At 61.7% G+C, this 24,853-nt stretch carries 24 protein-coding genes; 12 read left to right on the plus strand and 12 right to left on the minus strand.

The genetic code is table 11. From position 1 onward, the window contains the following. Nucleotides 1-57 precede the first annotated feature (57 nt). From DKY63_RS01855 to DKY63_RS01865, 3 genes are all read right to left on the minus strand, one after another. Entirely contained in the window at nt 58-1,023 is a 966-nt protein-coding gene (locus DKY63_RS01855; protein WP_110962534.1) for a 2-hydroxyacid dehydrogenase, read from the minus strand. 204 nt (nt 1,024-1,227) lie between these two features. Continuing rightward, a complete protein-coding gene (locus tag DKY63_RS01860) occupies nt 1,228-1,818 on the minus strand; it encodes a TetR/AcrR family transcriptional regulator (RefSeq protein ID WP_110962535.1) in 591 nt (196 codons plus the stop codon). A 29-nt stretch (nt 1,819-1,847) separates the two neighbouring features. Further along, a complete protein-coding gene (locus DKY63_RS01865) occupies nt 1,848-2,231 on the minus strand; it encodes a tautomerase family protein (RefSeq protein WP_110962536.1) in 384 nt (127 codons plus the stop codon). A 365-nt stretch (nt 2,232-2,596) separates the two neighbouring features. On the opposite strand from DKY63_RS01865, the gene DKY63_RS01875 reads away from it, so the two are divergent. Both DKY63_RS01875 and DKY63_RS01880 read left to right on the plus strand, forming a co-directional pair. Continuing rightward, nucleotides 2,597-3,877, plus strand: a complete 1,281-nt coding sequence (locus tag DKY63_RS01875; RefSeq protein WP_110962538.1) for a serine/threonine transporter — start codon at nt 2,597-2,599, stop codon at nt 3,875-3,877. A gap of 93 nt (nt 3,878-3,970) precedes the next feature. Continuing rightward, entirely contained in the window at nt 3,971-5,623 is a 1,653-nt protein-coding gene (locus DKY63_RS01880) for a SulP family inorganic anion transporter (RefSeq protein WP_110962539.1), read from the plus strand. A 173-nt stretch (nt 5,624-5,796) separates the two neighbouring features. On the opposite strand, the gene acnB is transcribed toward DKY63_RS01880, so the two are convergent. Beyond that, entirely contained in the window at nt 5,797-8,397 is a 2,601-nt protein-coding gene (acnB, locus tag DKY63_RS01885; protein ID WP_110962540.1) for a bifunctional aconitate hydratase 2/2-methylisocitrate dehydratase, read from the minus strand. A gap of 455 nt (nt 8,398-8,852) precedes the next feature. Here acnB and DKY63_RS01890 point away from each other — a divergent pair, with 455 nt between their 5' ends. Beyond that, entirely contained in the window at nt 8,853-9,323 is a 471-nt protein-coding gene (locus DKY63_RS01890; protein WP_110962541.1) for a DUF1289 domain-containing protein, read from the plus strand. A 101-nt stretch (nt 9,324-9,424) separates the two neighbouring features. Here the strand turns inward: DKY63_RS01890 and DKY63_RS01895 are convergent, their stop codons facing one another. Next, on the minus strand, nt 9,425-10,288 hold the full coding sequence (locus DKY63_RS01895) for a universal stress protein (protein ID WP_110962542.1): 864 nt from the start codon (nt 10,286-10,288) through the stop codon (nt 9,425-9,427). A gap of 160 nt (nt 10,289-10,448) precedes the next feature. Here DKY63_RS01895 and DKY63_RS01900 point away from each other — a divergent pair, with 160 nt between their 5' ends. After that, nucleotides 10,449-11,057: a tRNA-(ms[2]io[6]A)-hydroxylase gene (locus DKY63_RS01900; protein WP_110962543.1), complete on the plus strand. Its 609-nt coding sequence runs from the start codon at nt 10,449-10,451 to the stop codon at nt 11,055-11,057. A gap of 99 nt (nt 11,058-11,156) precedes the next feature. Here the strand turns inward: DKY63_RS01900 and DKY63_RS01905 are convergent, their stop codons facing one another. Beyond that, entirely contained in the window at nt 11,157-11,645 is a 489-nt protein-coding gene (locus DKY63_RS01905) for a GFA family protein (protein WP_110962544.1), read from the minus strand. 207 nt (nt 11,646-11,852) lie between these two features. Here DKY63_RS01905 and DKY63_RS01910 point away from each other — a divergent pair, with 207 nt between their 5' ends. From DKY63_RS01910 to DKY63_RS01920, 3 genes are all read left to right on the plus strand, one after another. Continuing rightward, a complete protein-coding gene (locus DKY63_RS01910) occupies nt 11,853-12,737 on the plus strand; it encodes a LysR substrate-binding domain-containing protein (RefSeq protein ID WP_110962545.1) in 885 nt (294 codons plus the stop codon). Nucleotides 12,738-12,837: 100 nt separating this feature from the next. Then, a complete protein-coding gene (aguA, locus tag DKY63_RS01915) occupies nt 12,838-13,962 on the plus strand; it encodes an agmatine deiminase (protein ID WP_110962546.1) in 1,125 nt (374 codons plus the stop codon). Nucleotides 13,963-13,964: 2 nt separating this feature from the next. Then, entirely contained in the window at nt 13,965-15,062 is a 1,098-nt protein-coding gene (locus tag DKY63_RS01920) for an extracellular solute-binding protein (protein WP_110962547.1), read from the plus strand. A 133-nt stretch (nt 15,063-15,195) separates the two neighbouring features. Here DKY63_RS01920 and DKY63_RS01925 read toward each other — a convergent pair whose 3' ends face one another. The 4 genes from DKY63_RS01925 to DKY63_RS01940 form a co-directional block, all read right to left on the minus strand. Further along, nucleotides 15,196-15,813, minus strand: a complete 618-nt coding sequence (locus DKY63_RS01925; protein ID WP_110962548.1) for a DNA-3-methyladenine glycosylase family protein — start codon at nt 15,811-15,813, stop codon at nt 15,196-15,198. 35 nt (nt 15,814-15,848) lie between these two features. Then, complete coding sequence (locus DKY63_RS01930; protein WP_110962549.1) at nt 15,849-16,931, minus strand: bifunctional transcriptional activator/DNA repair enzyme AdaA; 1,083 nt, start codon at nt 16,929-16,931, stop codon at nt 15,849-15,851. 192 nt (nt 16,932-17,123) lie between these two features. Next, nucleotides 17,124-17,744 (minus strand): LysE family translocator, encoded by a 621-nt coding sequence (locus tag DKY63_RS01935; protein ID WP_110962550.1) that lies wholly within the window; start codon nt 17,742-17,744, stop codon nt 17,124-17,126. A gap of 90 nt (nt 17,745-17,834) precedes the next feature. Continuing rightward, nucleotides 17,835-18,731, minus strand: coding sequence for a DMT family transporter (locus DKY63_RS01940; RefSeq protein ID WP_110962551.1), 897 nt, complete (start codon nt 18,729-18,731; stop codon nt 17,835-17,837). Nucleotides 18,732-18,820: 89 nt separating this feature from the next. Here DKY63_RS01940 and DKY63_RS01945 point away from each other — a divergent pair, with 89 nt between their 5' ends. Both DKY63_RS01945 and DKY63_RS01950 read left to right on the plus strand, forming a co-directional pair. Continuing rightward, nucleotides 18,821-20,152 carry a PLP-dependent aminotransferase family protein gene (locus tag DKY63_RS01945; protein WP_110962552.1) on the plus strand — a complete coding sequence of 444 codons (1,332 nt, stop codon included), beginning with the start codon at nt 18,821-18,823 and terminating at the stop codon, nt 20,150-20,152. An 89-nt stretch (nt 20,153-20,241) separates the two neighbouring features. Continuing rightward, nucleotides 20,242-20,826 carry a LysE family translocator gene (locus DKY63_RS01950; protein ID WP_110962553.1) on the plus strand — a complete coding sequence of 195 codons (585 nt, stop codon included), beginning with the start codon at nt 20,242-20,244 and terminating at the stop codon, nt 20,824-20,826. A gap of 106 nt (nt 20,827-20,932) precedes the next feature. On the opposite strand, the gene DKY63_RS01955 is transcribed toward DKY63_RS01950, so the two are convergent. Both DKY63_RS01955 and DKY63_RS01960 read right to left on the minus strand, forming a co-directional pair. Beyond that, nucleotides 20,933-21,766 (minus strand): helix-turn-helix transcriptional regulator, encoded by an 834-nt coding sequence (locus tag DKY63_RS01955; RefSeq protein ID WP_110962554.1) that lies wholly within the window; start codon nt 21,764-21,766, stop codon nt 20,933-20,935. Nucleotides 21,767-21,799: 33 nt separating this feature from the next. Then, nucleotides 21,800-22,303 (minus strand): VOC family protein, encoded by a 504-nt coding sequence (locus DKY63_RS01960; RefSeq protein WP_110962555.1) that lies wholly within the window; start codon nt 22,301-22,303, stop codon nt 21,800-21,802. Nucleotides 22,304-22,669: 366 nt separating this feature from the next. Here DKY63_RS01960 and DKY63_RS01970 point away from each other — a divergent pair, with 366 nt between their 5' ends. The 3 genes from DKY63_RS01970 to DKY63_RS01980 all read left to right on the plus strand — a co-directional run bounded on the left by DKY63_RS01970 (nt 22,670) and on the right by DKY63_RS01980 (nt 24,848). Continuing rightward, nucleotides 22,670-22,918, plus strand: coding sequence for a transmembrane sensor/regulator PpyR (locus DKY63_RS01970; RefSeq protein ID WP_110962557.1), 249 nt, complete (start codon nt 22,670-22,672; stop codon nt 22,916-22,918). Then, nucleotides 22,918-24,072, plus strand: a complete 1,155-nt coding sequence (locus DKY63_RS01975; RefSeq protein ID WP_110962558.1) for an NnrS family protein — start codon at nt 22,918-22,920, stop codon at nt 24,070-24,072. The genes DKY63_RS01970 and DKY63_RS01975 overlap by 1 nt, the downstream gene beginning before the upstream one ends. 320 nt (nt 24,073-24,392) lie before the next feature. Then, a complete protein-coding gene (locus tag DKY63_RS01980; RefSeq protein WP_110962559.1) occupies nt 24,393-24,848 on the plus strand; it encodes a (2Fe-2S)-binding protein in 456 nt (151 codons plus the stop codon). Nucleotides 24,849-24,853: the final 5 nt, after the last annotated feature.

The following is a 24,853-nucleotide window of genomic DNA, read 5'->3' on the forward strand; positions in this document are numbered from 1 at the left end:
TATAGGTGAGCGTGTTGCCGGGCAATCATTGTTTTTGATACACCTGTTTGAATTGTCCTACACCGCGGCGTTACTGAGGCCGCGCGGCAGTTCGATCGGGGTAAGTACAGGCTTGCCGGAGAAGAACGCCACCAGGTTGCGGCCCACCAGCTCGACGGTGCCCTGGGTCGCCTCTGGCGACAGGCCGGCGACATGTGGGGTCAGGATGACGTTGCTCAGGGTCTTGAGCGCATCCGGCACCTGAGGCTCGGCATCGAACACGTCCAGTGCGGCGCCGGCGATACGCCGTTGCTCGAGGGCGGTGATCAGATCGGCGGTGACCACCACGCTGGCCCGGGCGATGTTGACCAGAAAACCGTTGGGGCCCAGGGCGTCGAGGACCTGGCGATTGACCAGGTGTTGGGTGCCCAGGCCACCGGGGGTGGCAATGATCAGGAAATCCGAGGCGCGTGCCAGTTCGGTGGGGGTGGAGCAGAACTCGTAGGGCACGTCATCGCGATGCTGGCGGTTGTGGTAGCACACATTCATGTCGAACCCGCCGGCGGCGCGTTTGGCAATGGCCATGCCGACTGCACCCAGACCCAGAATCCCCAGGCGTTTGCCGGCCAGGGAAGGGCGCATGATTTTCGGCCACTCGCCCCGGCGCACGGCGGCGTCGCACCGGGGCACGTCACGCACCAGCGACAGCAGCAGGGCCATGGCGTGGTCGGCGACGGACGAGGCATTGACCCCGGCGCCATTGGTGACGGTGATGCCCCGGTCGGCGGCCGCCTGCAGGTCGACCATTTCATAGCCGGCGCCGATCACGCAGATGATTTTCAGCTTGGGCAGGGCGGCGATTTCATTGGCATGCAGGCCCAGCGGGCCGCGGGTCAGGACCGCGTCGATCCCGGCGCCATGACGTTTGATGGCTTCGGCGCGCTCGGCAGGGGTAGGGGCCAGAATCAGGTGGAAACCCTGATGTTCGAGGATGGGCAGGTAATCGTTGATGGTCTCAACCAGTACCAGTACGGTTGCGGGCATGCTTGGCTCCTTTGGGCATGGGTGATGGGCTCGAACGTCGGGTGAGATTGCTGCCTCCCGAGCATTTTGGCAATCGTCATGTCCGAGCCGCATCCATCAGTGTAGGAGCTGCCGCAGGCTGCGATGGGTGTTAACGAGAACGCGGGGTTTCTGGATGCCCGCGTTGTCTGGGCGTTCTTCGCGAGCAGGCTCGCTCCTACAGGGTCAGGAAGCGTCGTTGGTCAGGAAGCGTCGCGCCGCTTCGAGGATTTCGTCCGACAGGGCCTCGCCCCGGGTGGCACGGGCCAGCGTCAGCGCGCCGACCATCAGCGAATACTGCACGAGTGCCTGTTGGCGCTGTTCCTCGGGATCGTCCGAATCCATCAACTGGCCGAATGCATCGAGCAGTCGGTTCAGCCCCGCCATGAACGGCTCGCGCAAGCCGCTGTCGGCGCTCTCGTGGCACATGTCACCGGCGAAAGCCACCACCGGGCAGCTTTCACCGGGATTGTCACGGCTATGGGCCGAAAGGTACGGCTCGATCAACGCCTGACGCGCAGAGGCTTTGTCCTGGCCGGTATCGCCCCGTAGCTTCCAGCGCTCACCCACTTGCTTGAACGCCCGCTCGCTGGCCTCTTTGGCCAAGGCTTCCTTGGACTCGAAGTGGCCATAGAAACCGCCATGGGTCAGGCCGGCCGCCGCCATCACATCGACGACGCTGATTCCGTGCAGCCCGCGTTCGCGGAACAGGCGGGTGGCGGCGTCGACAATGATTTCGCGGTTGAGATCGGCTTGCTTGCGGGAAACTCGAGGCATGGGTGGCTCACAGGTATTTGAATGGAACGTCAGAGGGCGTACTGGGCGATGCCGTTGCCGAACGACCAGTTTTCCTTCTTCACTTCCACCAGATTAATGAAAACATCCTCCAGACGCACGGCCAGTTCCTTGTTCAGGCTTTCGGCGATGGTCTTGTAGAGCAGTTTTTTCTTCTCGACAGTACGCCCCTCGCTCATCGTGATCTGGATGATGACCAGCTTGTCGGTGCGGGAAATGCCGAGGTAGGTCGGATCGAAGATGAAGTGATGCTCGTCGTGTTCGGCGAGGATCTGGAAGTTATCGTCCTTGGGCACGTCAATGGCGCTGTGCATGGCGGCGTAGACCAGTTCGCCGATGCGCTTGGCGTAGGTAGGGTCCTGTTGCTTTTTGATCTCGATGCGAACCAGTGGCATGACGTGACTCCGGATTGAGGGCAGGTGCATTAAAAATACATGATGAATAACCTTTATCAAGTGCGGACTGACGTTTACCGATGAACGACGCGAACCCCTGTAGGAGCGAGCCTGCTCGCGATGGACGCCAACGATTACGCGGGAAGCCTGACACCCCGCGGCGCTCTCGGGTTTCTCGCGAGCATGCTCGCTCATACAGAAAGGGGGGGCGGTGCAACCTGGTACAACCGTTCCTCATCTAAGTCTTTGCTTCTGTTCATTAATCTTGGACAATCGCGCCCCTGTTTCGGCCGGGCGCTGCCTGTCGGGTACTCCGACGCGTTCTGGCCGGGTGGCAAGTGACCGGAATGTGGAGATCCCACCGGATGAATGATCAGGCCAATAGCGTTAACGAACGCTTTGTATCGGCGACACCAGCAACGCTTTCGAGCTGGAATCGTCATGACACCACCTGGATGCTGGGCCTGTTTGGCACGGCGATTGGTGCGGGTACCCTGTTTTTGCCGATCAACGCGGGCCTTGGCGGTTTCTGGCCGCTGCTGATCCTGGCGTTGCTGGCGTTCCCGATGACCTTCTACGCGCACCGTGGCCTGACCCGCTTCGTGCTGTCCGGTCGTGAAGGTGCGGACATCACCGAAGTCGTGGAAGAGCATTTCGGCATCAAGGCCGGCGCGCTGATCACCTTGCTCTACTTCTTTGCGATCTTCCCGATCCTGCTGATCTACAGCGTGGCCCTGACCAACACCGTGGGCAGCTTCCTCGAGCATCAACTGCACATCATGCCGCCACCGCGCGCGGTGCTGTCGCTGGTGCTGATCCTCGGCCTGCTGGCCGTGGTGCGTTGCGGCGAGCAGATGATCGTCAAGGCCATGAGCCTGATGGTCTACCCGTTCATCGTCGCCTTGCTGTTCCTGGCGGTGTTCCTGATTCCGCACTGGAACGGCGGCATCCTGACCACCGCCAGCACGATGCCCGAGCCGTCTGCCTTGCTGCATACCCTATGGCTGGCAATCCCGGTGATGGTGTTCTCGTTCAACCATTCGCCGATCATCTCGGCGTTCGCGGTGGACCAGAAGCGTCGTTATGGTGAACACGCCGAACAGCGCAGCTCGCAGATCCTGTCCCGCGCCCACGCCTTGATGGTGGTGATGGTGCTGTTCTTCGTCTTCAGCTGTGTGCTGACCCTGTCGCCGGCGCAACTGGCCGAAGCGAAGGCGCAGAACCTGTCGATCCTGTCCTACCTGGCCAACCACTTCAGCAACCCGACCATCGCCTTCGCGGCGCCGTTGATTGCTTTCGTGGCCATCTCCAAGTCGTTCCTGGGCCATTACATCGGTGCCAGCGAAGGCCTCAAGGGCCTGATCGTCAAAAGCGGAAAGCGTCCGGCGGCCAAGACCCTGGATCGCATGACCGCCGCGTTCATGCTGGTGGTGTGCTGGATCGTTGCCACGCTGAACCCGAGCATCCTGGGCATGATCGAAACCCTGGGCGGCCCGGTGATCGCGGCGATCCTGTTCCTGATGCCGATGTACGCCATCCGCAAGGTGCCGGCCATGGCGCGCTATCGCGGCCAGGCGTCGAACGTGTTTGTGGTGGCGGTCGGTCTGGTAGCGATTTCGGCGCTGATTTATTCGTTGACGGCGTGATCGTTCGCCGGCTCGCGCAGAGCCGGTTTGACAGCTACAGTGGCCGCTGCGCGTGATGCGCGCAGCGGCTTTTTTTCGCCTGGAGACACTGGATTGTCGAGCGCCTCGCCTCAAAACCCCTCCGAGCAGCCCAACCGTTGGCAGGACCTGTTGGCCGGGTTGTCGATTGCCGGACTGCTGCTACCCGAAGCGGTCGCTTATTCAAGCATCGCAGCACTCGCTCCCCAGGCGGGCGTCATCGCCCTGTTCGCCGGCCTGTTGTGCTACGGCCTGTTCGGCACCAGCCGCTTTGCCATTGTCTCGGCGACCTCATCCTCCGCCGCCGTCCTGGCCGCCGCCACCGCGACCCTGGCCAATGGCGACCCGCAACTGCGCTCGGCCCTGGCGATCGGACTGGTGATGATGACGGGGGCATTCTTTTTGCTGGCGGGCTTGTTCAAGCTCGGCAGCGTGACGTCATTCATCGCCAAGCCCGTGTTGCGCGGTTTTGCCTTTGGCCTGGCGCTGACCATCATTTTCAAGCAGGTCGCGAGTGTGGTCGGGGTGCATCTGAGCGATGCCAATCTGGTGCGATTCCTGCCGCAATTGCTCGAACAATTGCCGCAATGGAACTGGGTGGCAGCGGGCGTCGGCTTGGTGGCTTTGCTGCTGTTACAGCTGTTTGCGCGGTTTCGACGCCTGCCTGGCGGTTTGCTGGTGGTGGTGATCGGCATCGCCGCCGGCCATTGGCTGAACCTGCCTACGTACGGCGTGAAGTTAATCGGGGTGATCGACCTCAGCCTTGAGGTGCCAACGCTGCCGGTTCTGCCGTTCGCCGACTGGTTGCGCCTTGGGGAGCTGGCGTTTGCCATGGTGATGATCCTGTACGCGGAGTCCTACGGCTCCATCAGTGCCTACGCGCTTAAACACGGCGATCGCATCACCTCCAATCGGGACCTGCTGGCGCTCGGTGCTTCCAATCTGCTGTCCGGCCTATTCCACGGTATGCCCGCGGGGGCAGGGTATTCGGCGACATCGGCGAATGAAGCCGCCGGTGCGACCTCACGGCTGGCCGGTGGGGTGGCGGCACTGGTGGTGCTGCTCATTGTCTTGACGGTGCTGCCTTATATCGCCCTGACCCCGGAGCCGATTCTCGCCGCGATCGTCATCCACGCGCTGAGCCGGGGCTTGAGCCTGCAACCATTGGGGCGTTATTTCATCTGGCGGCGTGACCGTCTGCTGGTGATTTGCGCCGTGGGGGCGGTACTGATGCTGGGTGTGCTCGACGGTTTGCTGGTGGCGGTGGCCATCAGCGTGTTGTTGATGCTCAAGCAGATGTCGGCGGCGGACATCCAGATTCTCGGTCGCATCGATGACGGCCACGATTTTGTCGACCTGCAGCGCCATCCGACGGCGAAAGCGCAGCCGGGTGTGTTGATTGTGCGTCCGGGTGAAGCGTTGTTCTTTGCCAATGTCGAGCGGATTCTCGGCGGCGCCTTGCGCCTGATCCGGCATGCGCAGGCGCCGATTCATACGGTGATTCTCAGCCTGGAAGAGTCGCCGGATCTGGATGGCACCAGCATTGAGGCGCTGCAGGAGTTCTTTGTGCGCGTGAATCTGGAGGGCAAGCGGTTGATTCTGGCTCGTCTGAAGGACAGTGCTGAAACCGCATTGGCGGCGTTGCCCGAGGTGAAGGCCTGCAAGGTGATGTTGAGTGGGTTGAGTGTGGATGGGGCGGTGCAGCAGGCCTTCAAGCTGGACTCATAGCCTTCTGTAGGAGCGAGCCTGCTCGCGATAGCAGGCTGTCGGTAACATTTTCATCGACTGACCCGCCGCTATCGCGAGCAGGCTCGCTCCTACAGGGGGAAATGGTGAAATCACAGGCATAAAAAAACGCCGCTCATCTCACGATGGGCGGCGTTCTTCATTGCTTTGTAGCGTTAGGCTTGAACGACCGGGATGTTGGCGTTCGCTGCAGCTTCACGGAACTCGGCGATCTGGTCGAAGGACAGGTAGCGGTAGACATCGGCCGCCATGCTGTCGATCTTGCCAGCGTATTCCATGTACTCCTCGACGGTCGGCAGGCGACCCAGGATGGAAGCCACGGACGCCAGCTCGGCCGAAGCCAGGTAGACGTTCGCGCCGTCACCCAGACGGTTCGGGAAGTTACGGGTCGAAGTCGACACTACAGTCGAGTTCGGCTCTACACGTGCCTGGTTACCCATGCACAGCGAGCAGCCTGGCATTTCCATGCGGGCGCCAGCCTTGCCGTAGATGCCGTAGTAGCCTTCTTCGGTCAGTTGGTGAGCGTCCATCTTGGTCGGAGGCGACAGCCACAGACGGGTTGGCAGCTGACCCTTGACCTGATCCAGCAGTTTACCGGCAGCGCGGAAGTGACCGATGTTGGTCATGCACGAACCGATGAACACTTCGTCGATCTTCTCGCCCTGTACGGAGGAGAGCAGACGGGCGTCGTCCGGGTCGTTCGGCGCGCAGAGCACAGGCTCCTTGACGTCGGCCAGGTCGATCTCGATGACTTCGGCGTATTCGGCGTCCTTGTCCGCTTCCAGCAGCTCAGGGTTGGCCAGCCAGGCTTCCATCGCTTGAGCACGACGCTCCAGGGTACGGGCATCGCCGTAGCCTTCGCCGATCATCCAGCGCAGCAGGGTGATGTTCGACTGCAGGTACTCGGCGATCGACTCTTTGGACAGCTTGATGGTGCAACCGGCAGCCGAACGTTCTGCCGAGGCGTCGGACAGTTCGAAGGCTTGCTCGACGGTCAGGGTTTCCAGACCTTCGATTTCCAGGATGCGGCCGGAGAAGGCGTTCTTCTTGCCTTTCTTCTCGACGGTCAGCAGGCCTTTCTGGATCGCGTAGTAAGGGATGGCATGAACCAGGTCACGCAGGGTGACGCCAGGCTGCAGCTTGCCCTTGAAGCGGACCAGGATCGACTCAGGCATGTCCAGCGGCATGACGCCGGTGGCAGCGGCGAACGCGACCAGGCCGGAACCGGCCGGGAACGAGATGCCGATCGGGAAACGGGTGTGGGAGTCACCACCGGTACCGACGGTGTCTGGCAGCAGCATGCGGTTCAGCCACGAGTGGATGATGCCGTCGCCCGGACGCAGGGACACGCCGCCACGGGTCATGATGAAGTCAGGCAGGGTGTGGTGGGTGGTCACGTCGATCGGCTTAGGATAAGCCGCGGTGTGGCAGAAGGACTGCATCACCAGGTCGGTCGAGAAGCCCAGGCACGCCAGGTCTTTCAGTTCGTCACGGGTCATTGGACCGGTGGTGTCCTGAGAACCCACGGTGGTCATTTTCGGTTCGCAGTAGGTGCCCGGACGGATACCGGTCACTCCGCAAGCCTTGCCGACCATTTTCTGCGCCAGGGTGAAACCCTTGGTGCTTTCAGCCGGTGCTTCTGGCTTCTTGAACAGAGTCGAAGGTGGCAGACCCAGCTCGGCGCGAGCTTTTTCGGTCAGGCCACGGCCGATGATCAGCGGAATACGGCCGCCAGCACGTACTTCGTCCAGCAGGACCGGGGTCTTCATTTCGAAGGTGGTCAGGACTTCGTCGGTGCCGTGCTTGCAGACTTTGCCAGCATGCGGGTACAGGTCGATCACGTCGCCCATGTGCATGTTGGAAACGTCGAATTCGATTGGCAGTGCGCCAGCATCTTCCATGGTGTTGTAGAAGATCGGAGCGATCTTGCTGCCGAAGCAGAAACCGCCGGCACGCTTGTTCGGCACGTAAGGAACGTCGTCGCCGAAGAACCACAGTACGGAGTTGGTTGCCGATTTACGCGAAGAACCGGTACCGACAACGTCGCCCACGTAGGCGATCGGGAAGCCGGCGTTGCGCATTTCTTCGATCTGCTTCATCGGGCCGGTCTTGCCTTGCTCATCCGGAACGATGCCGTCACGGGCCATTTTCAGCATGGCCAGGGCGTGCAGCGGGATGTCAGGACGGGACCAGGCATCGGGAGCAGGGGACAGGTCGTCGGTGTTGGTTTCGCCGGTGACCTTGAACACGCGCAGGCTGATCTTGTCGGCCAGGGTCGGACGCTTCACGAACCACTCGGCGTCAGCCCAGGACTGCAGCACGGCCTTGGCGTGAACGTTGCCGTTCTTGGCTTTTTCAGCCACGTCGTGGAAAGCATCGAACATCAGCAGGGTGTGCTTGAGTTCTTCGGCGGCTACTGGTGCCAGTTCGGCGTCGTCCAGCAGGTTTACCAGAGTCACGATGTTGTAGCCGCCCTGCATGGTGCCGAGCAGTTCAACAGCGCGCTTCTTGTCGATCAGAGGGGAGTTGGCTTCGCCTTTGGCGATGGCGGAGAGGAAGCCGGCCTTGACGTAGGCTGCTTCGTCCACTCCTGGCGGAACGCGATTGGTGATCAGGTCAACGAGGAAAGCTTCTTCGCCAGCCGGGGGATTTTTCAGCAGCTCGACCAGGCCTGCAGTTTGTTCGGCGTTAAGCGGCTGGGGAACGATACCCAGTGCTGCGCGCTCTTCGATATGTTTGCGGTAGGCTTCAAGCACAGTTATTACCCTCATCAGTGGTCCCAAATGGGTGTCCGGGACGCTCATCCCGAAATTGCCGTACTCATGCGCTGCATGGCGTTGTGAGCCACTTAGCCAGAATTACCGACAATTCCTTACAGAAGCTGCTTTCAAAGTTTTACGCCTGCAGAACGGGAGCTGATGAGGGTTGGCGTTGGGCTTTTCCCCGCTGGAAAAACCCTCCGCCAACACCGCTCTGAAGGAACGACTGTGCTCGTGACGCTTTGAAAACAGCTTCTAACGGACATTGGCGCCTAAAAAGGCTGGCTGATTCTACGGCAAAAAAAAATTAAAGGTAAGCCGGTGTGTATTGGACTTTGGTGGAGGCGTTGTTCAGGGCGCGATTGGCCATGGCCCTGAACCTGGAGGGGTGATCAATGGCGGACAAAGGGCTAACATGCCGGCCTGTTTCACTTTTTTGCGTTTGCCTACCTATGCCCAATCAGACCATCAAGACCCCCTGCGTCGGCCTTTGCTCCACTGTTTACGGTGATCTGGTCTGCCGTGGCTGCAAGCGTTTCCACCACGAAGTGATCCACTGGAACGGTTACAACGAGGAAGAAAAGCGCGCGGTGTGGCTGCGTCTGGAGCAGTTGCTGTCCCAGGTGATGGCGGCCAAGGTGGAGATTTTCGATACGGCGTTGCTGCGTACCCAGCTGGAGCAACGCAAGATCCGCTTCGTGCCCCATCAGTCGGCGTATTGCTGGGCCTACCAGTTGATCGCCCGGGGCGCCCGGGTGATCAACAACCTGGAGGCCTACGGGATGGTCTTGCTGCCGGAGTTTCGCGAGTGGAACCTGCCGGAATTGCGCGATGCCATCGACCGGGAGTTTTTTCTGCTGTCCGAGGCGCATTACCAGCGATATATCGCACCCGGTTTCCTCAAGGACGCGTTTGGCGCCTGATTTCAAAAGCTTCGCGAGCAGGCTCGCTCCCACAGTTCGATATGCAATTCCCTGTGGGAGCGAGCCTGCTCGCGAAGGCGTCCTGACAGGCGCCGTAAATTTCAATGCCTGCCAGCAATCTCCTCCAAATGATCCTCAATCTCCTGCGGCTTGAGCACCAGCACGTCGCTCTCCACCGCATCGAGCACCACTTCCGCCGTATTGCCGATCAACGTCCCTGAAATCCCGCTGCGCGCCACGGTGCCGATCACCGTCACCGCTGCCTGCAGTTTGTGGACCATGAACGGAATCAGCACATCCGCCGGACCTTCCTCGATGTGCAGGTGCGCATCGTCGATATCGAACTCCGCCTGGAACGCCTGGCATTGCTCGCGATAGCGCGCCTCGATGGTTTCCTTGAGCTGGAAGGTCGGGTCGGCGGACGACAGCATCGGCGAGGGATGGGCGCTGATCACGTGCAATTGCGCCCTGGCCAGGCTGGCGATGTCGTAACCGTGATCGATGATGGTGTTGTGCAGGTGGCGGTGCTCCGGGTCGGAATTGCCTACGTCAATGGCCGCCAGAATCACTTTGTCCTTCCAGGAACCGGCGGTTTTCACCAGCAGCACGGGCGTTGGGCAATGGCGCAGCAGTTTCCAGTCAGCCGGCGTCAGCAGGGCTCTTTTCAACGCGCTGTCGGGGAAGTGCTGCTTGATGACCAGCCCGCAACCTTCGGCCTGCTGCACATCGACGATGGTTTCATGCAGGCTCGAATTCCAGGCCTGTTCGGTGGTGACGCTGAAACCATCCTCCAGCAATGCCGCCTTGAGCACGCTCAACATCGCGCTGTGGTCATGCTTGGGGTCGCACACCAGCAGATGCAGATGCGCCTGGGTCACGCCGGCAATCAATTTGGCCCGTTTGAGCGCCAGGCTTTCCGCGTGTTCGGGTTCGATGACCACCAGAATGCTGCGAATGGCTTGCATGATCGGGATCTCCTGAAATGAAAAAGCACGGCGTTGCACAACTATAGTTGCTGGCTGCCGACCGGTGCGTTGATACATATCAACGGTTGGCGGCTGGTGGTCTGCGGGCAGGCCGGTATAATCGGCGCCCTTCGTTTTGAACCTTTATCCCGTGGGCCCCATGATCCTTCCCGAAATTCACGAATTCCTTGGCTGTCGCACCCCCGATGGCTGGGTCCAGGCCGCGCTGGCCGATCAGGAAACCCTGCTGATCGACCACAAGAATTGCGAATTCAAGGCCGCCAGTACCGCGCTGAGCCTGATTGCCAAGTATCACTCCCATGTTGATCTGATCAACATGATGTCGCGGCTGGCCCGGGAAGAGCTGGTGCATCACGAACAGGTCATGCGCCTGATGAAAAAACGCAAGATCGAGCTGCGCCAGCTGTCCGCCGGGCGTTATGCCTCGGCGCTGCGCAAGGTGGTGCGCAGTCACGAGCCGGTCAAGCTGGTGGATACCCTGGTGGTCGGCGCGTTCATCGAGGCTCGCAGTTGCGAGCGTTTCGAGGCGCTGGTGCCGCATCTGGATGAAGAGCTTGGCAAGTTTTACTTCGGCCTGCTCAAGAGTGAAGCGCGGCATTTTCAGGGGTATTTGAAACTGGCTTACCAGTATGGGGAGGCCAAAGACATCGCCAACGTGATCGACCGCGTGCGCGCCGCCGAGCAGGAACTGATCGAATCCCCGGACGTTGAGTTCCGCTTCCACAGCGGTATCCCGACCGCCGCCTGACCCTTGTAGGAGCGAGCATGCTCGCGATGGTCGTGAACGATAACGCTGGTTGTCTGACACCCCGCGTTGCCTGTGCCTCCATCGCGAGCATGCTCGCTCCTACAGGTTTAACCCCAATCGTTCATGCCAATCCGCAATGGATTCTTCGGGGTATCCATCAAACTGCTTATCCCCCGGTCGGACGTCGACCTCCACCCAGGGTGCCCTGGAGTCGAGCAGCAAATGCGTGTGCTCCGGCGGCACCGGCAGCGGCGTATCAATGGCAGAGGCAAAAGGGTGGATCAGTTCCGGCCACTCCGGGCTGAACAACCACAAACCCGAACCACACACCGAGCAGAAATGCCGTTCGGCACTGCTACGGTGGGCACGCGCCTCGCCTTCGCCCTTGAGCAGCGCATGGTAGATCGCGATGTTCTTGCGCCCGCGCACTTTCAGGCTGTCGGCGTCACCGGCGATGTTGATCGCGTAACCGCCGCCGCCCTGGGTCTTGCGGCAGATCGAGCAATAGCAGCGTTGGTAAGGGTAGGGGTGGGCGCTGGTCAGGCTGAACGACACCGCGCCGCAATGGCAGGAGCCTTCGAGATGCATGATCGCCTCCGGTGGCTGAAGTTGTTCGGTTCAGCCTAGAAGATCTCTGGCGACGGTGCCGACGCCTTCGCGAGCAGGCTCGCTCCCACAGGTGATCGCATTCCAAATGTGGGAGCGAGCCTGCTCGCGATGAACGATGACGCGGTGTCACTGGACGCCCACCGATAGCCGGTTCAGCATGTGCGGCTCAAAAATGAGATCACAACAATGCGCCGACTCCCTTCACTGGCAGCCCTCAAAACCTTCGAATGCGCCGCGCGCCACGCCCATTTCGGCCGGGCGGCCGCCGAGTTGTGCGTGACCGACAGCGCCGTCAGCCATCAGATCCGTCAGTTGGAAGAACAACTGGGCGTCTCGCTGTTCATCCGCGAAGGTCGCCAGGTCCGTCCAACAATGGCCGCCGGACGGCTGATGCAAAGCTTGCAACAGGCCTTCGAAATGATCGGCGAAGCCTGCGACGAGCTACGCGATCCGGCATCCCTCGCAGTGTTGCGTCTGGCGGTCACAGCAGAACTTGCGCAAAAGTGGCTGATGAACCGGCTCACGGATTTCTACGCGCGTTACCCGCACATCACCCTGCACCTGTACGAACAGCCCATCGATGCCACCGCGCCGGGTGAGGACATCGACCTGGCGATCACCTATGGCACCGGTCCCGTGGACAGCACGGCGTATTTCGTGCGGCCGCTGCCGGCGTTGCAGTTCTTCCCGGTCTGCAGTCCGGGTCTGTTCAACCAGGGCACCCTGAAAACCCCGAAGGATCTGGTCCGCCATTGCCTGTTGCACGACGATCAGGACGGCAAGACCTGGACCGCCTGGCTCACCAGTCACGCCGGCGACCTGCGTGCGCAACGTCAACTGTACTTTGCCCATGCCGGCTTGGCGCTTGAGGCGGCGGCGCAAGGGCAGGGCGTGGCCATGGGCGATAACCTGACCGCCCAGGAAGATCTGCTCAATGGCCGATTGGTACGGCCGTTCAACGCCAGCATGACCGCGCTGGGTCAATACGCGCTGGTGTGTGAACGGGTGCGGCTGGAGCGTCCGGCGGTGGCGCAGATGCTGGAATGGTTCAACTATCAGTTGGCCGATTGATGAGTTGAATTCAAGTATTCCGAAATAATCATCGTTGGTGGGGAGGGCGCCGGCGACCTTAGCCTGTGGTCATTCCAATCCCCGCTGATGAGGTTTGACCATGGCACGCTTGCTCGACTCCACCCCCAAACTCGATGGCTTCCGCTTGCCCGGCGAATTCGAAGCCAAGTCCGGCTGCTGGCTCGGCTGGCCGGAGCGCACCGACGTCTGGCGCAACGGCGCCAAACCGGCGCAGAAAGTCTGGGTGCAGATCGTCACCGCCATTTCCATGAGCGAGCCGGTCACTGTCTGCGCCTCCGCCGCGCAGTTCGCCACCGCTCGCCGGCAGTTGCCGCCGCAAGTGCGTGTGGTGGAAATGACCTGCAACGACACCTGGTTCCGCGACAGCGGCCCGTGCTTCGTGGTTAATGACCAAAGCGGTGAAGTGCGCGGCGTCGACTTCGAATTCAATGCCTACGGCGGCCTCGACGGTGGCCTGTACTACCCGTGGGACAAGGACGACCAGATCGCCAGCAAAATCCTTGAAATCGAACGATTCGACCGCTATCGCGCGCCGTTGATCGCCGAGCTTGGCGGCATCCAGAGCGACGGCCAGGGCAGCATCCTCACCACCGAGCAGTGCCTCCTCAACCGTAACCGCAACCAGCATCTGGGCAAGGAAGAAGTGACTCGCCGCCTGACCGACTACCTCGGCGCCGAACAGGTGATCTGGCTGCCCCGAGGCTGCAAATTCGACGAAACCGACGGCCATGTCGACGATCTCGCGTGTTTCGTGCGCCCCGGCGAAGTGGTGCTGCAGTGGACCGATAATCGTGATGACCCGCAGTGGGAAATCTATCAGGAGGCCTACGACATCCTGCGCAGCACCCGCGACAGCCGTGGTCGCGAGCTGGTCGTGCACAAGCTGCCGCAGCCGGATGTGCTGGAGTGGACCGCCGAAGAGGCCGAAGGCCTGGACCAACTGGACAGCACCCACACCCGTCAGGCCGGCACGAAGATCTGCGCGTCGTACATCAACTACTACGCCGGCAACAGCTCGATTGTGGTGCCGCTGTTTGGCGACCGTAACGACCGGGTGGCGCTGGCAACCCTCGCCGAACTGTTCCCGCGACACCAGATCGTCGGCATCGAAAACTCCCGGGAAATCCTCCTCGGCGGGGGCAACGTCGCCTGTATCACCATGCCGCAATACGCCGGCTCCACCCGCGGGAAAAAAGGAGCGTGACCATGGGCCTGCACAAACTGACCCGAGCCGTGATGCTGGTGCTTGCACCCCTGTGTGTGCAGGCCGCCGACTCCACCCAACCGGTGGTCAACCTGTACATCTGGGGCGAGTACCTGGCCCCGGACACCCTGAAGAATTTCGAGAAACAAACCGGCATCCGGGTGGTGGCCGACCATTTTGACTCCCTGGAAACCGTCGAGACCAAGTTGCTCACCGGTCGCAGTGGTTACGACCTGGTGCTGACGGCGGGGCAGCACTTGTCCCGGGCAATCGAAAGCGGCGCGGTGCAGACCATCGACAAGCGGCAACTGCCGCACTTTGCCGGTGTCGGTGAAGAATTCCGCCAGCACATGGCAGTGTTCGATCCGGGCAATCGCTATGCCGGGATCTATGCCTGGGGCACCACGGGTGTGGGCTTTCAGGAACAAGCGGTGAAACAGCGCCTGCCCGATGCGCCCACCGACAGTTGGGCGATGCTGTTCGATCCGGCGGTGGTGTCGAAATTCGCCGATTGCGGGGTCAGCCTGCTCAACGATCCCAACGAAGTCTTTGCCGCCGTCATGAAGTACATGGGCCTGGACATCAACCGTCAAAGCCTGGACGACCTGAAACTCGCCGAGCAGCAACTGGCGAAAATCCGCCCCTACATTCGCTATTTCGACAACGACCTGAACATCAGTGACCTGGCCAACGGCAACACCTGCGTGGCGATGTCGTGGAACGGCAACGTGGCCATCGCCGCCGGTCAGGCCGAGGCGGCGCACAAACCGTACACACTGACCTACCGGATTCCAAAAGAAGGGACGCTGATCTGGTTCGATGCCATGGTCATCCCCAAGGATGCGCCGCATCCCGAGGCGGGCCTGGCGTTGATGGACTACCTGATGACCCCGGAGGTGATCGCGCCGATCACCGACACCATTCACTACGCCAATGCGATTACCGCGGCAGACAGCCTGATCGATCCGGCGATTCGCAATGATCCGGGCACTTACCCGCCGCAGGCCGTACGTGCGTCGTTGTACAGCAAGAATGACAATGGCAAGGCTTTCAACCGGGCTTTGGTGCGGGCGTTCAGTCGGTTGAAGTCGGGGTTGTGAATGGCCTGAGTTGATGTGTTGTTCTTGCTGACGCCATCGCGGGCAAGCCTTGCTCCTACAGGTTGAGTGTCGACAATAGAAACGCCGAGAACCTGTGGGAGCAAGGCTTGCCCGCGATGAACGATAACGGGGATTAGCGGGCGGGCACCCGCCACAAATACCACGAAGCCACCGTCCGATACGGACTCCACGCCCGCCCGATCTCGATCATCTGCTTGCGCGTCGGCTGCACCTCAAGGCCCTTCAGGCGCCGATACCCTTCGCGTACCCCAAAATCATCGGCGGGCAGGATGTCTGGCCGCTCGAGGCTGTAGATCAACAGCATCTCCACGGTCCAGCGCCCCACACCGCGCAGGGTGATCAGGCGTTCGATCAGCGCCTCGTCATCCATGGCCCGGGCAGTGGCGTAATCCGGTACGACGCCGTCCAGTGTTGCCTGGGCAATGCCCTGAATGGTCGCGATCTTGCTCGCGGAAAAGCCGCATCCGCGCATTTGATCGAAGCCGGTGGCAACAACCTGTTCCGGCCTGGGAAACGATACCGACGGGAACAGCGCCAGCAAGCGCCCGAGGATCGCATCGCCGGCCCTGGCGTGCAGTTGCTGGTAGGCAATCGCCCGCACCAGCGACTCATACGGATCGCGCGCGGCGTGGGGTTGGTGCAGGCAGGGGCCGATGGCGTCGATGTGGCGACGCCAGTCGTCATCCAGCGAGGCCAACCATTGCGTGGCGGACCGGTAGGGATCAGGCATGAAGCTTCCTTGGGGCTGCCCAGTGCAGCCGGTGGTCAAAAGGCCAGTTGCTCGGTGAATTGCACCGCCGCGTTTTCCAGTCGCAGCAGAAATGCCTTGCGCGGTTCGCCTCCAGCGTAGCCCGTCAGCGAACCGTCGGCACCGATCACGCGGTGGCAGGGCACCACAATCGAGAGGCGGTTGTGACCGTTGGCCAGGCCCACGGCGCGGCTGGCGCCGGGTTTGCCCAGCAGGTGGGCGATGGCGCCATAGGTAGTCGTCTGGCCGTAGGGGATTTTCGCCAGCTCGGCCCAGACCTGACGGGAGAACTCGCTGCCGGGCATGTGCAGGGCAACACTGAACTCGGTGCGTTTGCCGGCAAAGTACTCGGCCAGTTGGTGCTCGATCTGCTGCAAATGCGCGTTATGCCCCGGCGCCACCGCGTAACCGAAGCGGTTTTGCAGGGCCTCGACTTCTCCGGTGAGGGACGATTGATCGAGAAACTCCAGCAGCACCAGGCCGCGCCGTTCGGCCATGGCGATCATCGGGCCCAGCGGTGTGGTCAGCCGGGTGAACAGCAGCGGTTCACTGTTGGCGGCGCGGCCCGGGGTGATGTGGAAAGACTTTTGAAAGGCATCGCGAAAACCGCTCAGGGATTCGTAACCCGAATCGAAAGCGGCGCTGTCGATGGAGTCGCCTTGCTTGATCCCACCCAAGGCCATACCCAGGCGCCGGGTGCGCAGCCAGGCATGGAAGGTCATGCCGAAATGCTGCTTGAACCAGCGCCGCAACTTCAGTGGCTCGATACCCTCGGCCAGCAGCTGCGCGTCAGTCCAGCGTCGCTCGGAGTCGGCGTCCACCTGGGTGAGCAGCCGCTGCACCCACGACGGCGCAACGGCAGCAGCGCCCATAGGCTTGCAGCGCAGACAGGCACGATAACCCGCCGCCAGGCACTGGTCGGCATGGGCGAAGAACTCGACGTTCTCCGGTTTCGGGCTGCGAGCGGTGCAACCGGGACGGCAGAAAATCCCGGTGGTCTTGACCGCGGTAAAGAACACCCCCTCGTAGGAGGTGTCTCGGTCGAGCATGGCGCGAACCATCTCGGCGCGGGGTGGGAGTAGCGTGTCTTGTAGGTTCATGGGCGCAGCATAGAACGGGGCAGGGTGCGCCTCCACCGGAAAATCGACAGGGAATTTCCTTGCTGACAACCATTCCCCTGTAGGAGCGAGCCTGCTCGCGATGGACGTCAACGATAACGCGCCCTATCTGAAAGTTCGCGGTGTCCAGACGTTTTTCGCGAGCAGGCTCGCTCCTACAGGGGATCTGGGGGCTCAGGTGCGGCGTGCCATCAGCAGCACCGACGCAGCGGCCGACAACAGACCCGCACAGCAGCGATTGAACATCCGCTTGCCAGACGGCTTGGCGAACCAGCGGCGCATGTGCAGGCCCATGTAGGCGTAGGCCGCGATCGCGATCCACTCCAGCACCAGGAACAGTGCGCCGAGCACCGCGAACTGCGGGGTGATTGCGCGGGTCGAGTCGACGAATTGCGGCAGGAACGCGGTGAAGATCAGGATGGCCTTGGGGTTGCCGGCCGCCACCAGAAACTCTTGTCGCGCCAGCGCCAGCATGCCCACCGGCGCGCCGGTCACGACGGTTTCCACGCCGGGATCGGCACGCCACAGTTGCCAGGCGAGATAGAACAGATAAGCCGCGCCGACGATCTTGATCCCGTAGAACAACAGCTCCGAGGTTTGCAGGACCACCGCCAGGCCCGCGGAGGCGAGGGCGATCATCCCCGCGAACGCCAGCAGGCGGCCGACCCCGGCCAGGCACGCGGTACGGTAGCCGTAGCGGGTCGAATTGCTGACTGACAGCAGGTTGTTCGGGCCGGGCGCCATGTTCAGGGCGAAGCAGGCCGGAAGGAAAAGTGTGAGGGTGGCGAGGTCCATGGGCGGGCTCCTGTACAAGAGCCCGGATTTTCGCACGACACCCTGCTGTGTCGACCCATACAGTCGTGCAGGCAAGCGCCATAGCAGTGCCTAGCGAGCGAACTTCTTCGCCCCGGCCACGCACAGAATCACCGCCACGGTCACCCCGAGCATGCCGATGCTCACGTGCTCGTGCAGCAGGGTGGCCGCCAGTGCCAGACCGAAAAACGGTTGCAGCAACTGCAACTGGCCGACGGCAGCGATCCCGCCCTGAGCCAGCCCGCGATACCAGAACACAAAGCCGATCAGCATGCTGAACAGCGATACGTAGCCCAGGCTGAACCAGGCGGGTGTGCTGATGCCGCTGAACGAAATTGGCATCCGCCACCAGGTCAGGGCCGCCATCACCGGCAGCGCCAGTACCAGCGCCCAGCAAATCACCTGCCAGCCACCCAGGCTGCGCGACAGCTTCGCGCCTTCGGCATAGCCCAGGCCGCAGGCGAGGATCGCCAGCAGCATCAGGATGTCGCCCTGGGGCGAGGCGGTCAGGCCCTGGGCGATGGCGAAACCGACCACCAGCAGGCTGCCCAGCACCGAGAAGAACCAGAACACCGGCCGGGGACGTTCACCACCCCTCAGCACCCCGAACGCAGCAGTCGCCAGCGGCAGCAGGCCGACAAAGACGATGGAGTGTGCGGACGTTACGTATTGCAGCGCCAGGGCAGTCAACAGCGGAAAGCCCACCACCACACCCAGGGCCACGATCATCAGCGGGACCAGCTGATTGCGCGCCGGACGTTTTTCCCGGAACAACAGCAACAGACTCAGCGCGAGCAGGGCCGCGATGGTCGCGCGCGCCACCGTGAGAAATACCGGATCGAACTCCAGCACGGCCACCCGGGTAGCAGGCAATGAGCCGCTGAAAATCACCACGCCGATCAGGCCATTGATCCAGCCGCTGGCGCCGTTTTCCAGTGTCCGGTTTTGCAGGGTCGAGGTCCGTTCCATTTCGCTCACGCTCGTTGATGGGTTGCATGAAACCCATGCTATGGCTGAGTATCGATACAATCAAAAAATTGTCATGGATACATTTCGACATGCCCAGGTCTCGCTACAAATCATTGGTGGATGCCTTCGCTGCTGACATTCGTTCAGGCCAATTGCCGCCGGGCACACGCCTGCCGACTCACCGTCAACTGGCCACGGAGCACGGTCTGGCGCTGGTGACTGCCAGCCGGGTGTATGCGGAGCTTGAGAGCATGGGCCTGATCAGCGGCGAGACCGGACGCGGGACTTTTGTTCGGGAGACCTCGCTGCCGCCCGGTCAGGGCATCTCTCAGTCGGTGGTGGCGGCAGGGATGATTGATCTGAACTTCAACTACCCGTCGCTGCCCGGCCAGGCTGACCTGTTGCGCAGTGCCCTGCGTCAGCTCGCGCTGTCCGGCGACCTGGAATCTCTTCTGCGTTATCAACCCCACGCCGGGCGTATGCATGAGCGGATGTCGGTCGCCCGGCATCTGCAGGCACGCGGTCTCAGGGTGCCGGCCGAGCAGGTGTTGATCGTCAGCGGCGCCCAGCATGGTCTGGCTGTGGTGATGATGACGCTGCTCAAGCCCGGCGATGTGATCGCCGCCGACGCCTTGACCTATCCGGGGTTCAAGACCCTGGCCGAAACCCTGCACCTTGAAATCCTGCCCATCCCGGTTACTGAGCGGGGGCCGGATCTGCCGGCCCTGGAAAAGCTCTGCCGCAGCCGCCCGGTGCGGGCCATCTACACAATGCCGACCCTGCAAAACCCCCTGGGCTGGGTGTTGGACGCCGAACAGCGCGAACGCCTGGTGGCGATTGCCCGCCAGCATGACCTGACGATCATCGAGGACGCCGCCTATGCGTTTCTCGCCGACAACCCGCCACCACCTCTGGCGGACATGGCGCCGGAGCGGACGGTGTACGTGAGCGGCTTATCGAAGAACATCGCCACCGGATTGCGCGTCGGTTTCATAGCCGCGCCCGCACATTGGGTCGCGGGGTTCGAGCGCACGATCATGGCCACCACCTGGAACACCCCCGGCGTGATGACGGCCATTGCCACCACCTGGCTGGACGACGGCACGGTGATCAGGCTGGAGGCACAGAAGCGCGATGACGCTCAAGCCCGACAAGCGTTGGCCCGCGAGGTGCTGGCGGGGCTGAGGATCATCAGCCACCCGACCTCGTACTTCATCTGGCTGCCGCTGACCGACGATGCCCGCGCCGACCAGATCGCCATGGCATTGATGCGTGAACAGGTCTCGGTGTCGCCCGCCGAACCTTTTGCGATCACCCCTCATGTGCCCCGCGCGATCCGGCTGGCGCTGGGCTCGGTGGACATGGACTCGCTGCGCCAGGCGCTGGTGAAAGTGAAGAGGGTGGTGGGTTACTACCAGTAGCGCAAAGGCCAGGGCAGTTTTCTTCAATACGCCAGTCACGGGCCTCTTTACCTTGAGGCCTGGTTCAACTGACAGGAAGAAGGTGTGCAATGAGTCTGATGATGTCCATGGCGGCGTTTGCGCTGGCCGCTTCAATCACTCCTGGGCCGGTGAATATCGTGGCGTTGAGCTCGGGGGCGCGGTTCGGCTTTCGCGCCAGTCAGCGCCATGTGGCCGGGGCGACCCTGGGCTTCGTGCTGTTGCTGGTGTTGATGGGCCTGGGGCTGCACGAGCTATTGCAGGTCTGGCCGGCGATGACTCAAGTGGTGCAGTGGGCCGGTGTCGCGTTCCTGCTGTACATGGCGTTCAAGCTGGCGGCGGACAACGGGCAGCTTGAAGCGAAAGACGCGAGCCGCGCGCCATCGATGCTCTACGGCGCGGTCATGCAATGGCTCAACCCCAAGGCCTGGCTGGCCTGCGTCGCCGGCATGGGTGCCTTCGTGGCCGATGGCGAAGCGCGACTGGTGTGGCAGTTTGCGGCGGTGTATTTGGTGATCTGCTATGTGTCGGTCGGTTGCTGGGCGTATGCCGGGACGTTTTTGCGCAGTTATCTGAACAATCCGGCGGGGATGCGTTTGTTCAATCGGGTGATGGCGATGTTGTTGGCGGTGAGTGCCATTTATCTGATCCTGTAGGAGCGAGCATGCTCGCGAAAAACCAAAGGTCACCGCTGGGTACCTGATTTCACGCGTTATCGTTCGCGACCATCGCGAGCGTGCTCGCTCCTACAGGGGGGAGCACTCAACCGCGATACTGCCCCGGCGTGGCGGCCAGATGCTGCTTGAACGCCCTTTGAAAGTGCGCCTGATCGGCAAACCCCGCTTCCAGCGCCACGTCGGCGATCAGCTTGCCGTTGCGCAATTGATCACGGGCGAACTGGATGCGCTGGTTGATCACGAAGGCGTGGGGCGTCATGCCGTAGTGCTGCTTGAAGGCGCGGATCAGGTAGGACGGCGACAATTGCGCAGCCGCGCAAATGTCCTCGAGCTTGAGCATTTGCGTACAGTGTTCGCGGATGAAATCGGCGGCGCGTTCCAGCTTGAAGTTGGGTTCGCGCAACGCCGAATCGACCGGGTTCAGGCGCCACTGCACTTCGCTGAAAAACTCCACCGCCGCGCTCTGCTTGCGCAGGATGTCCTGCTGCGGATCGACCAGTACCTGATACAAGGCGTTCAACCCCTCGAACAGATTGGCGTCCTGCGTATGGGTGACGGCAAAGCGGCGAAACGCCAGGTCGTCACTGAAACCCAGCTGATGCTGCAAGTCAGTGAGCCACGGTGTTTCGACATACAGCATCAGGTACGACCAGGGCTGGTCATCGATCGGGTTGCAGGCATGGACGTCGCCGGGATTCATCAGCACCACGGTGCCTGCACTGACCTCGAACTGCGATTGCTCGTGGACATAGGTGCTGCGCCCGGCGGTGATTGCACCGATGGAAAAGTGCGCATGGGCATGCCGTGTGTAACAAACCTCGCGACCATCGGCGATGGAGCGTGCCTCGATGAAGGGCAGGGCGTCATCGCGCCAGAAGCGCGGGGCCTTGTCGGTGTCCTTGAGCGGTGAGCGCGTCATGGTCGGTCCCTGGAAAATCAGCCCCGCAGTGTATTAGCTCTCGCCGTTAAAGGCTCGTTTCAACTCGGCGATATCGAGTTTTTTCATCTGCATCATCGCGGCCATGGCGCGCTGGGACTTGGTCGTGTCGGGATCCTTGAGCATGTCCATCATCGCCACGGGCACGATCTGCCAGGACACGCCGAACTTGTCCTTGAGCCAGCCGCACTGCTGCGCCTCCACTGGCCCGCCCGCGGACAGCCGGCCCCAGAAGTGATCGACTTCTTCCTGGGTCTGGCAGTTGACCTGGAAGGAGATCGCTTCGCTGAAGGTGAAGTTCGGGCCACCGTTGAGCCCGGTGAATGTCTGGCCGTCGAGTTCAAAACTGACCGTCAGCACCGAGCCTTCCGGATGCCCGTGGACCTCCTGGCCGGCCTTGCCGTAGTGAGTGATGGCGGTGATTTTTGAATGATCGAAGATTGCGCAATAGAACTTTGCGGCCTCTTCGGCCTGGCCGTTGAACCACAGGCAAGGCGTCAGTTTTTGAACATGTAGCATGGCGGGTCTCCCTGGCAGGTTTTTGCATGCTGGACTATCAGCGTAGTCAGCCGCCGGGGGTATGGCTGTGCCATAGATCGAGAAATGCGCAAAAAACGGCTCCTTGCCGCGAGCCTGCTCGCGATGGTCTCAAGAGCGCCAAGGGGTGTCAGGCAGCCAGCGTCATCGTTAACGACCATCGCGAGCAGGCTCGCTCCTACAGGGTTGGTGTAGTCATGATGACTCATTATGGAGTCAAATAGACTTATTCGCAAAAGAGTCGTTTTGACATGAGTTGGCGCAAGCGCTTGATTCATAGGGTCTGAATATCTGGCACGGGACTTGATACATGCCAAGTACTACTGAACTGCTACAGGAGTACGGAAAATGTTCCATTTCTTCAGCAATGCTCAGAACGTACTGCAACTGTCCAGCCGTGTACTCGGCGTCGGCCTGGCGATGCTGCTGGCGGGGATCTACGGCGCTTACCTCTACGACGGTCACTTGTCGATCCTGGCCCTGGTGTCGCTGCACGCCATGACCATCGTCGGGCCCACCCTGCTGAAAATCGGCTACGTCATGCGCCTGCTGTCCCAGCACCGCTTGAGCAAGCCACTGGCAAAGGCGCTGGTCTGATGGGCAAGCTACCTTCGGCACCTCTCTTCAGTCTTGGCTTTCGCCCGTTCTTTCTGGCGGGGGCCGCGTTTGCCGCACTGGCGGTGGCGATCTGGGCGCTGTGGCTGTATGGCCGCTTGCCCGGTGCGCAGCCGGTGGGTGGCATGCTGGCCTGGCATCGCCATGAAATGCCGTTCGGTTTTGCCGTGGCGATCATTGCCGGGTTCCTGCTGACTGCGGTACCCAACTGGACCGGTCGGCCGGGGCTCAAGGGTTGGCCGCTGATCGGGCTGGTGCTGGTCTGGCTGCTGGCGCGGCTGGCCTGGCTGATGCCGATTCCTCCCGGGTTGCTGCTGATCCTGCAACTGCCATTGCTGCCGCTGCTGGCCGTCGTCCTCGGGCGCGACCTGATCGCTGCCGGCAAGCGCGAAAACTACCCGATTCTGTTGATGGTCTCGTTGCTGGCCGGATGTCAGGTCATGACCCTGTGCGGCATCTGGACCGACGATGCCGGCCTGCAACGTCGTGGTGTGCTGGCCGCGCTGTGGCTGGTGGGCGCGATGATGACTGTGATTGGTGGCCGGGTGATTCCGTTCTTCATCCAGCGTGGCCTGAATCGCCCGGCAGCGCCTGCGGCCAGCCCATGGCCGACCCGGATCCTGTTGGTCAGCAGCTTGCTGGCAGCGCTGAGCTTTGCCTTGGGCCTGAATGAGGTTCCCCGCCTTTGGCTGACGGCGCTGTTTGTGCTGATGAGCGGCTTGCACCTGCTGCGGTTGTGGCGCTGGCACGATCGCGGAATGTGGCGCGTGCCGTTGTTGTGGTCGCTTTACCTGTCCTGCACCTGGCTGCTGGTCGCGGCGTTCGGCATGGCGTTGTGGCACGCCGGGTTGATGCCGCAGCAAAGTCTGGCCACTCATTCACTGGCGGTCGGTGGTGTGGGCGGGCTGGTGCTGGCGATGATTGCCCGAGTCAGCCTGGGCCATACCGGGCGCCCATTGTTGCCGTCGAAAGCAATCGTCGCGGGGTTTGCCCTGGTGCTGCTGGCAGGCCTGTCACGGGTGTTGCTGGTGCCGTTTTCCGGAATTGGCCTGGGCTTGTCGGCGGTGCTTTGGTGTGCGGCGTTCGGTCTGTTCCTGCTGCGCTATACCGACATGCTGCTTAAACCACGGGCATAGACACCCATCCCCCCTGTGGGAGCGAGCTTGCTCGCGATGGCGGTTCAATATTCAACATTGATGTTGATTGAGCCACCGCTATCGCGAGCAGGCTCGCTCCTACAGGTCCGTGGTGCACACACATTTTTTGACCGGTGGTCGATAGAGTTCGGCCTGCCAGGCAAATTGGACTTAGCTGAAGGAATAGCCCGGGCGTATGCACCCCGCTGTAGGAGCAAAGCTTGCTCGCGATAGCGGTGGATCAGTGTCACTGATGTTGAATGTGCGGACGCCATCGCGAGCAAGCTTTGCTCCTACAATAACGACGGCGGAACTTCGCAATGCTGACCCTCAATATCAATGGCAAGGACCAGGAACTGGATGTCCCCGCGGACATGCCGTTGCTGTGGGTCCTGCGCGATGTCGCGCACCTGACCGGGACCAAGTTCGGCTGTGGCATGGCCCAGTGCGGCGCTTGTACCGTGCATGTCGACGGTGCACCGCTGCGGTCCTGCATCACACCTGCCACGGCCGTGGCCCATGGCCAGAAAATCCTCACCATCGAAGGCCTGTCGCTGGACGGTTCGCACCCGGTGCAAAAAGCCTGGGCCGAGCTGGATGTGGTGCAGTGCGGCTACTGCCAGTCCGGGCAGATCATGTCGGCGGCGGCCTTGCTGGCGAAGATCCCGCAGCCGACTGACAGCGATATCGATCAGGCGCTGTCGGGCAATATCTGCCGCTGCGGCACCTATCCCAGAATTCGCGCCGCGGTCAAACGCGCGGCGCAACTGGTTTGATGGCC

The organism is Pseudomonas putida, assembly GCF_003228315.1.
GTDB lineage: Bacteria > Pseudomonadota > Gammaproteobacteria > Pseudomonadales > Pseudomonadaceae > Aquipseudomonas > Aquipseudomonas putida_S.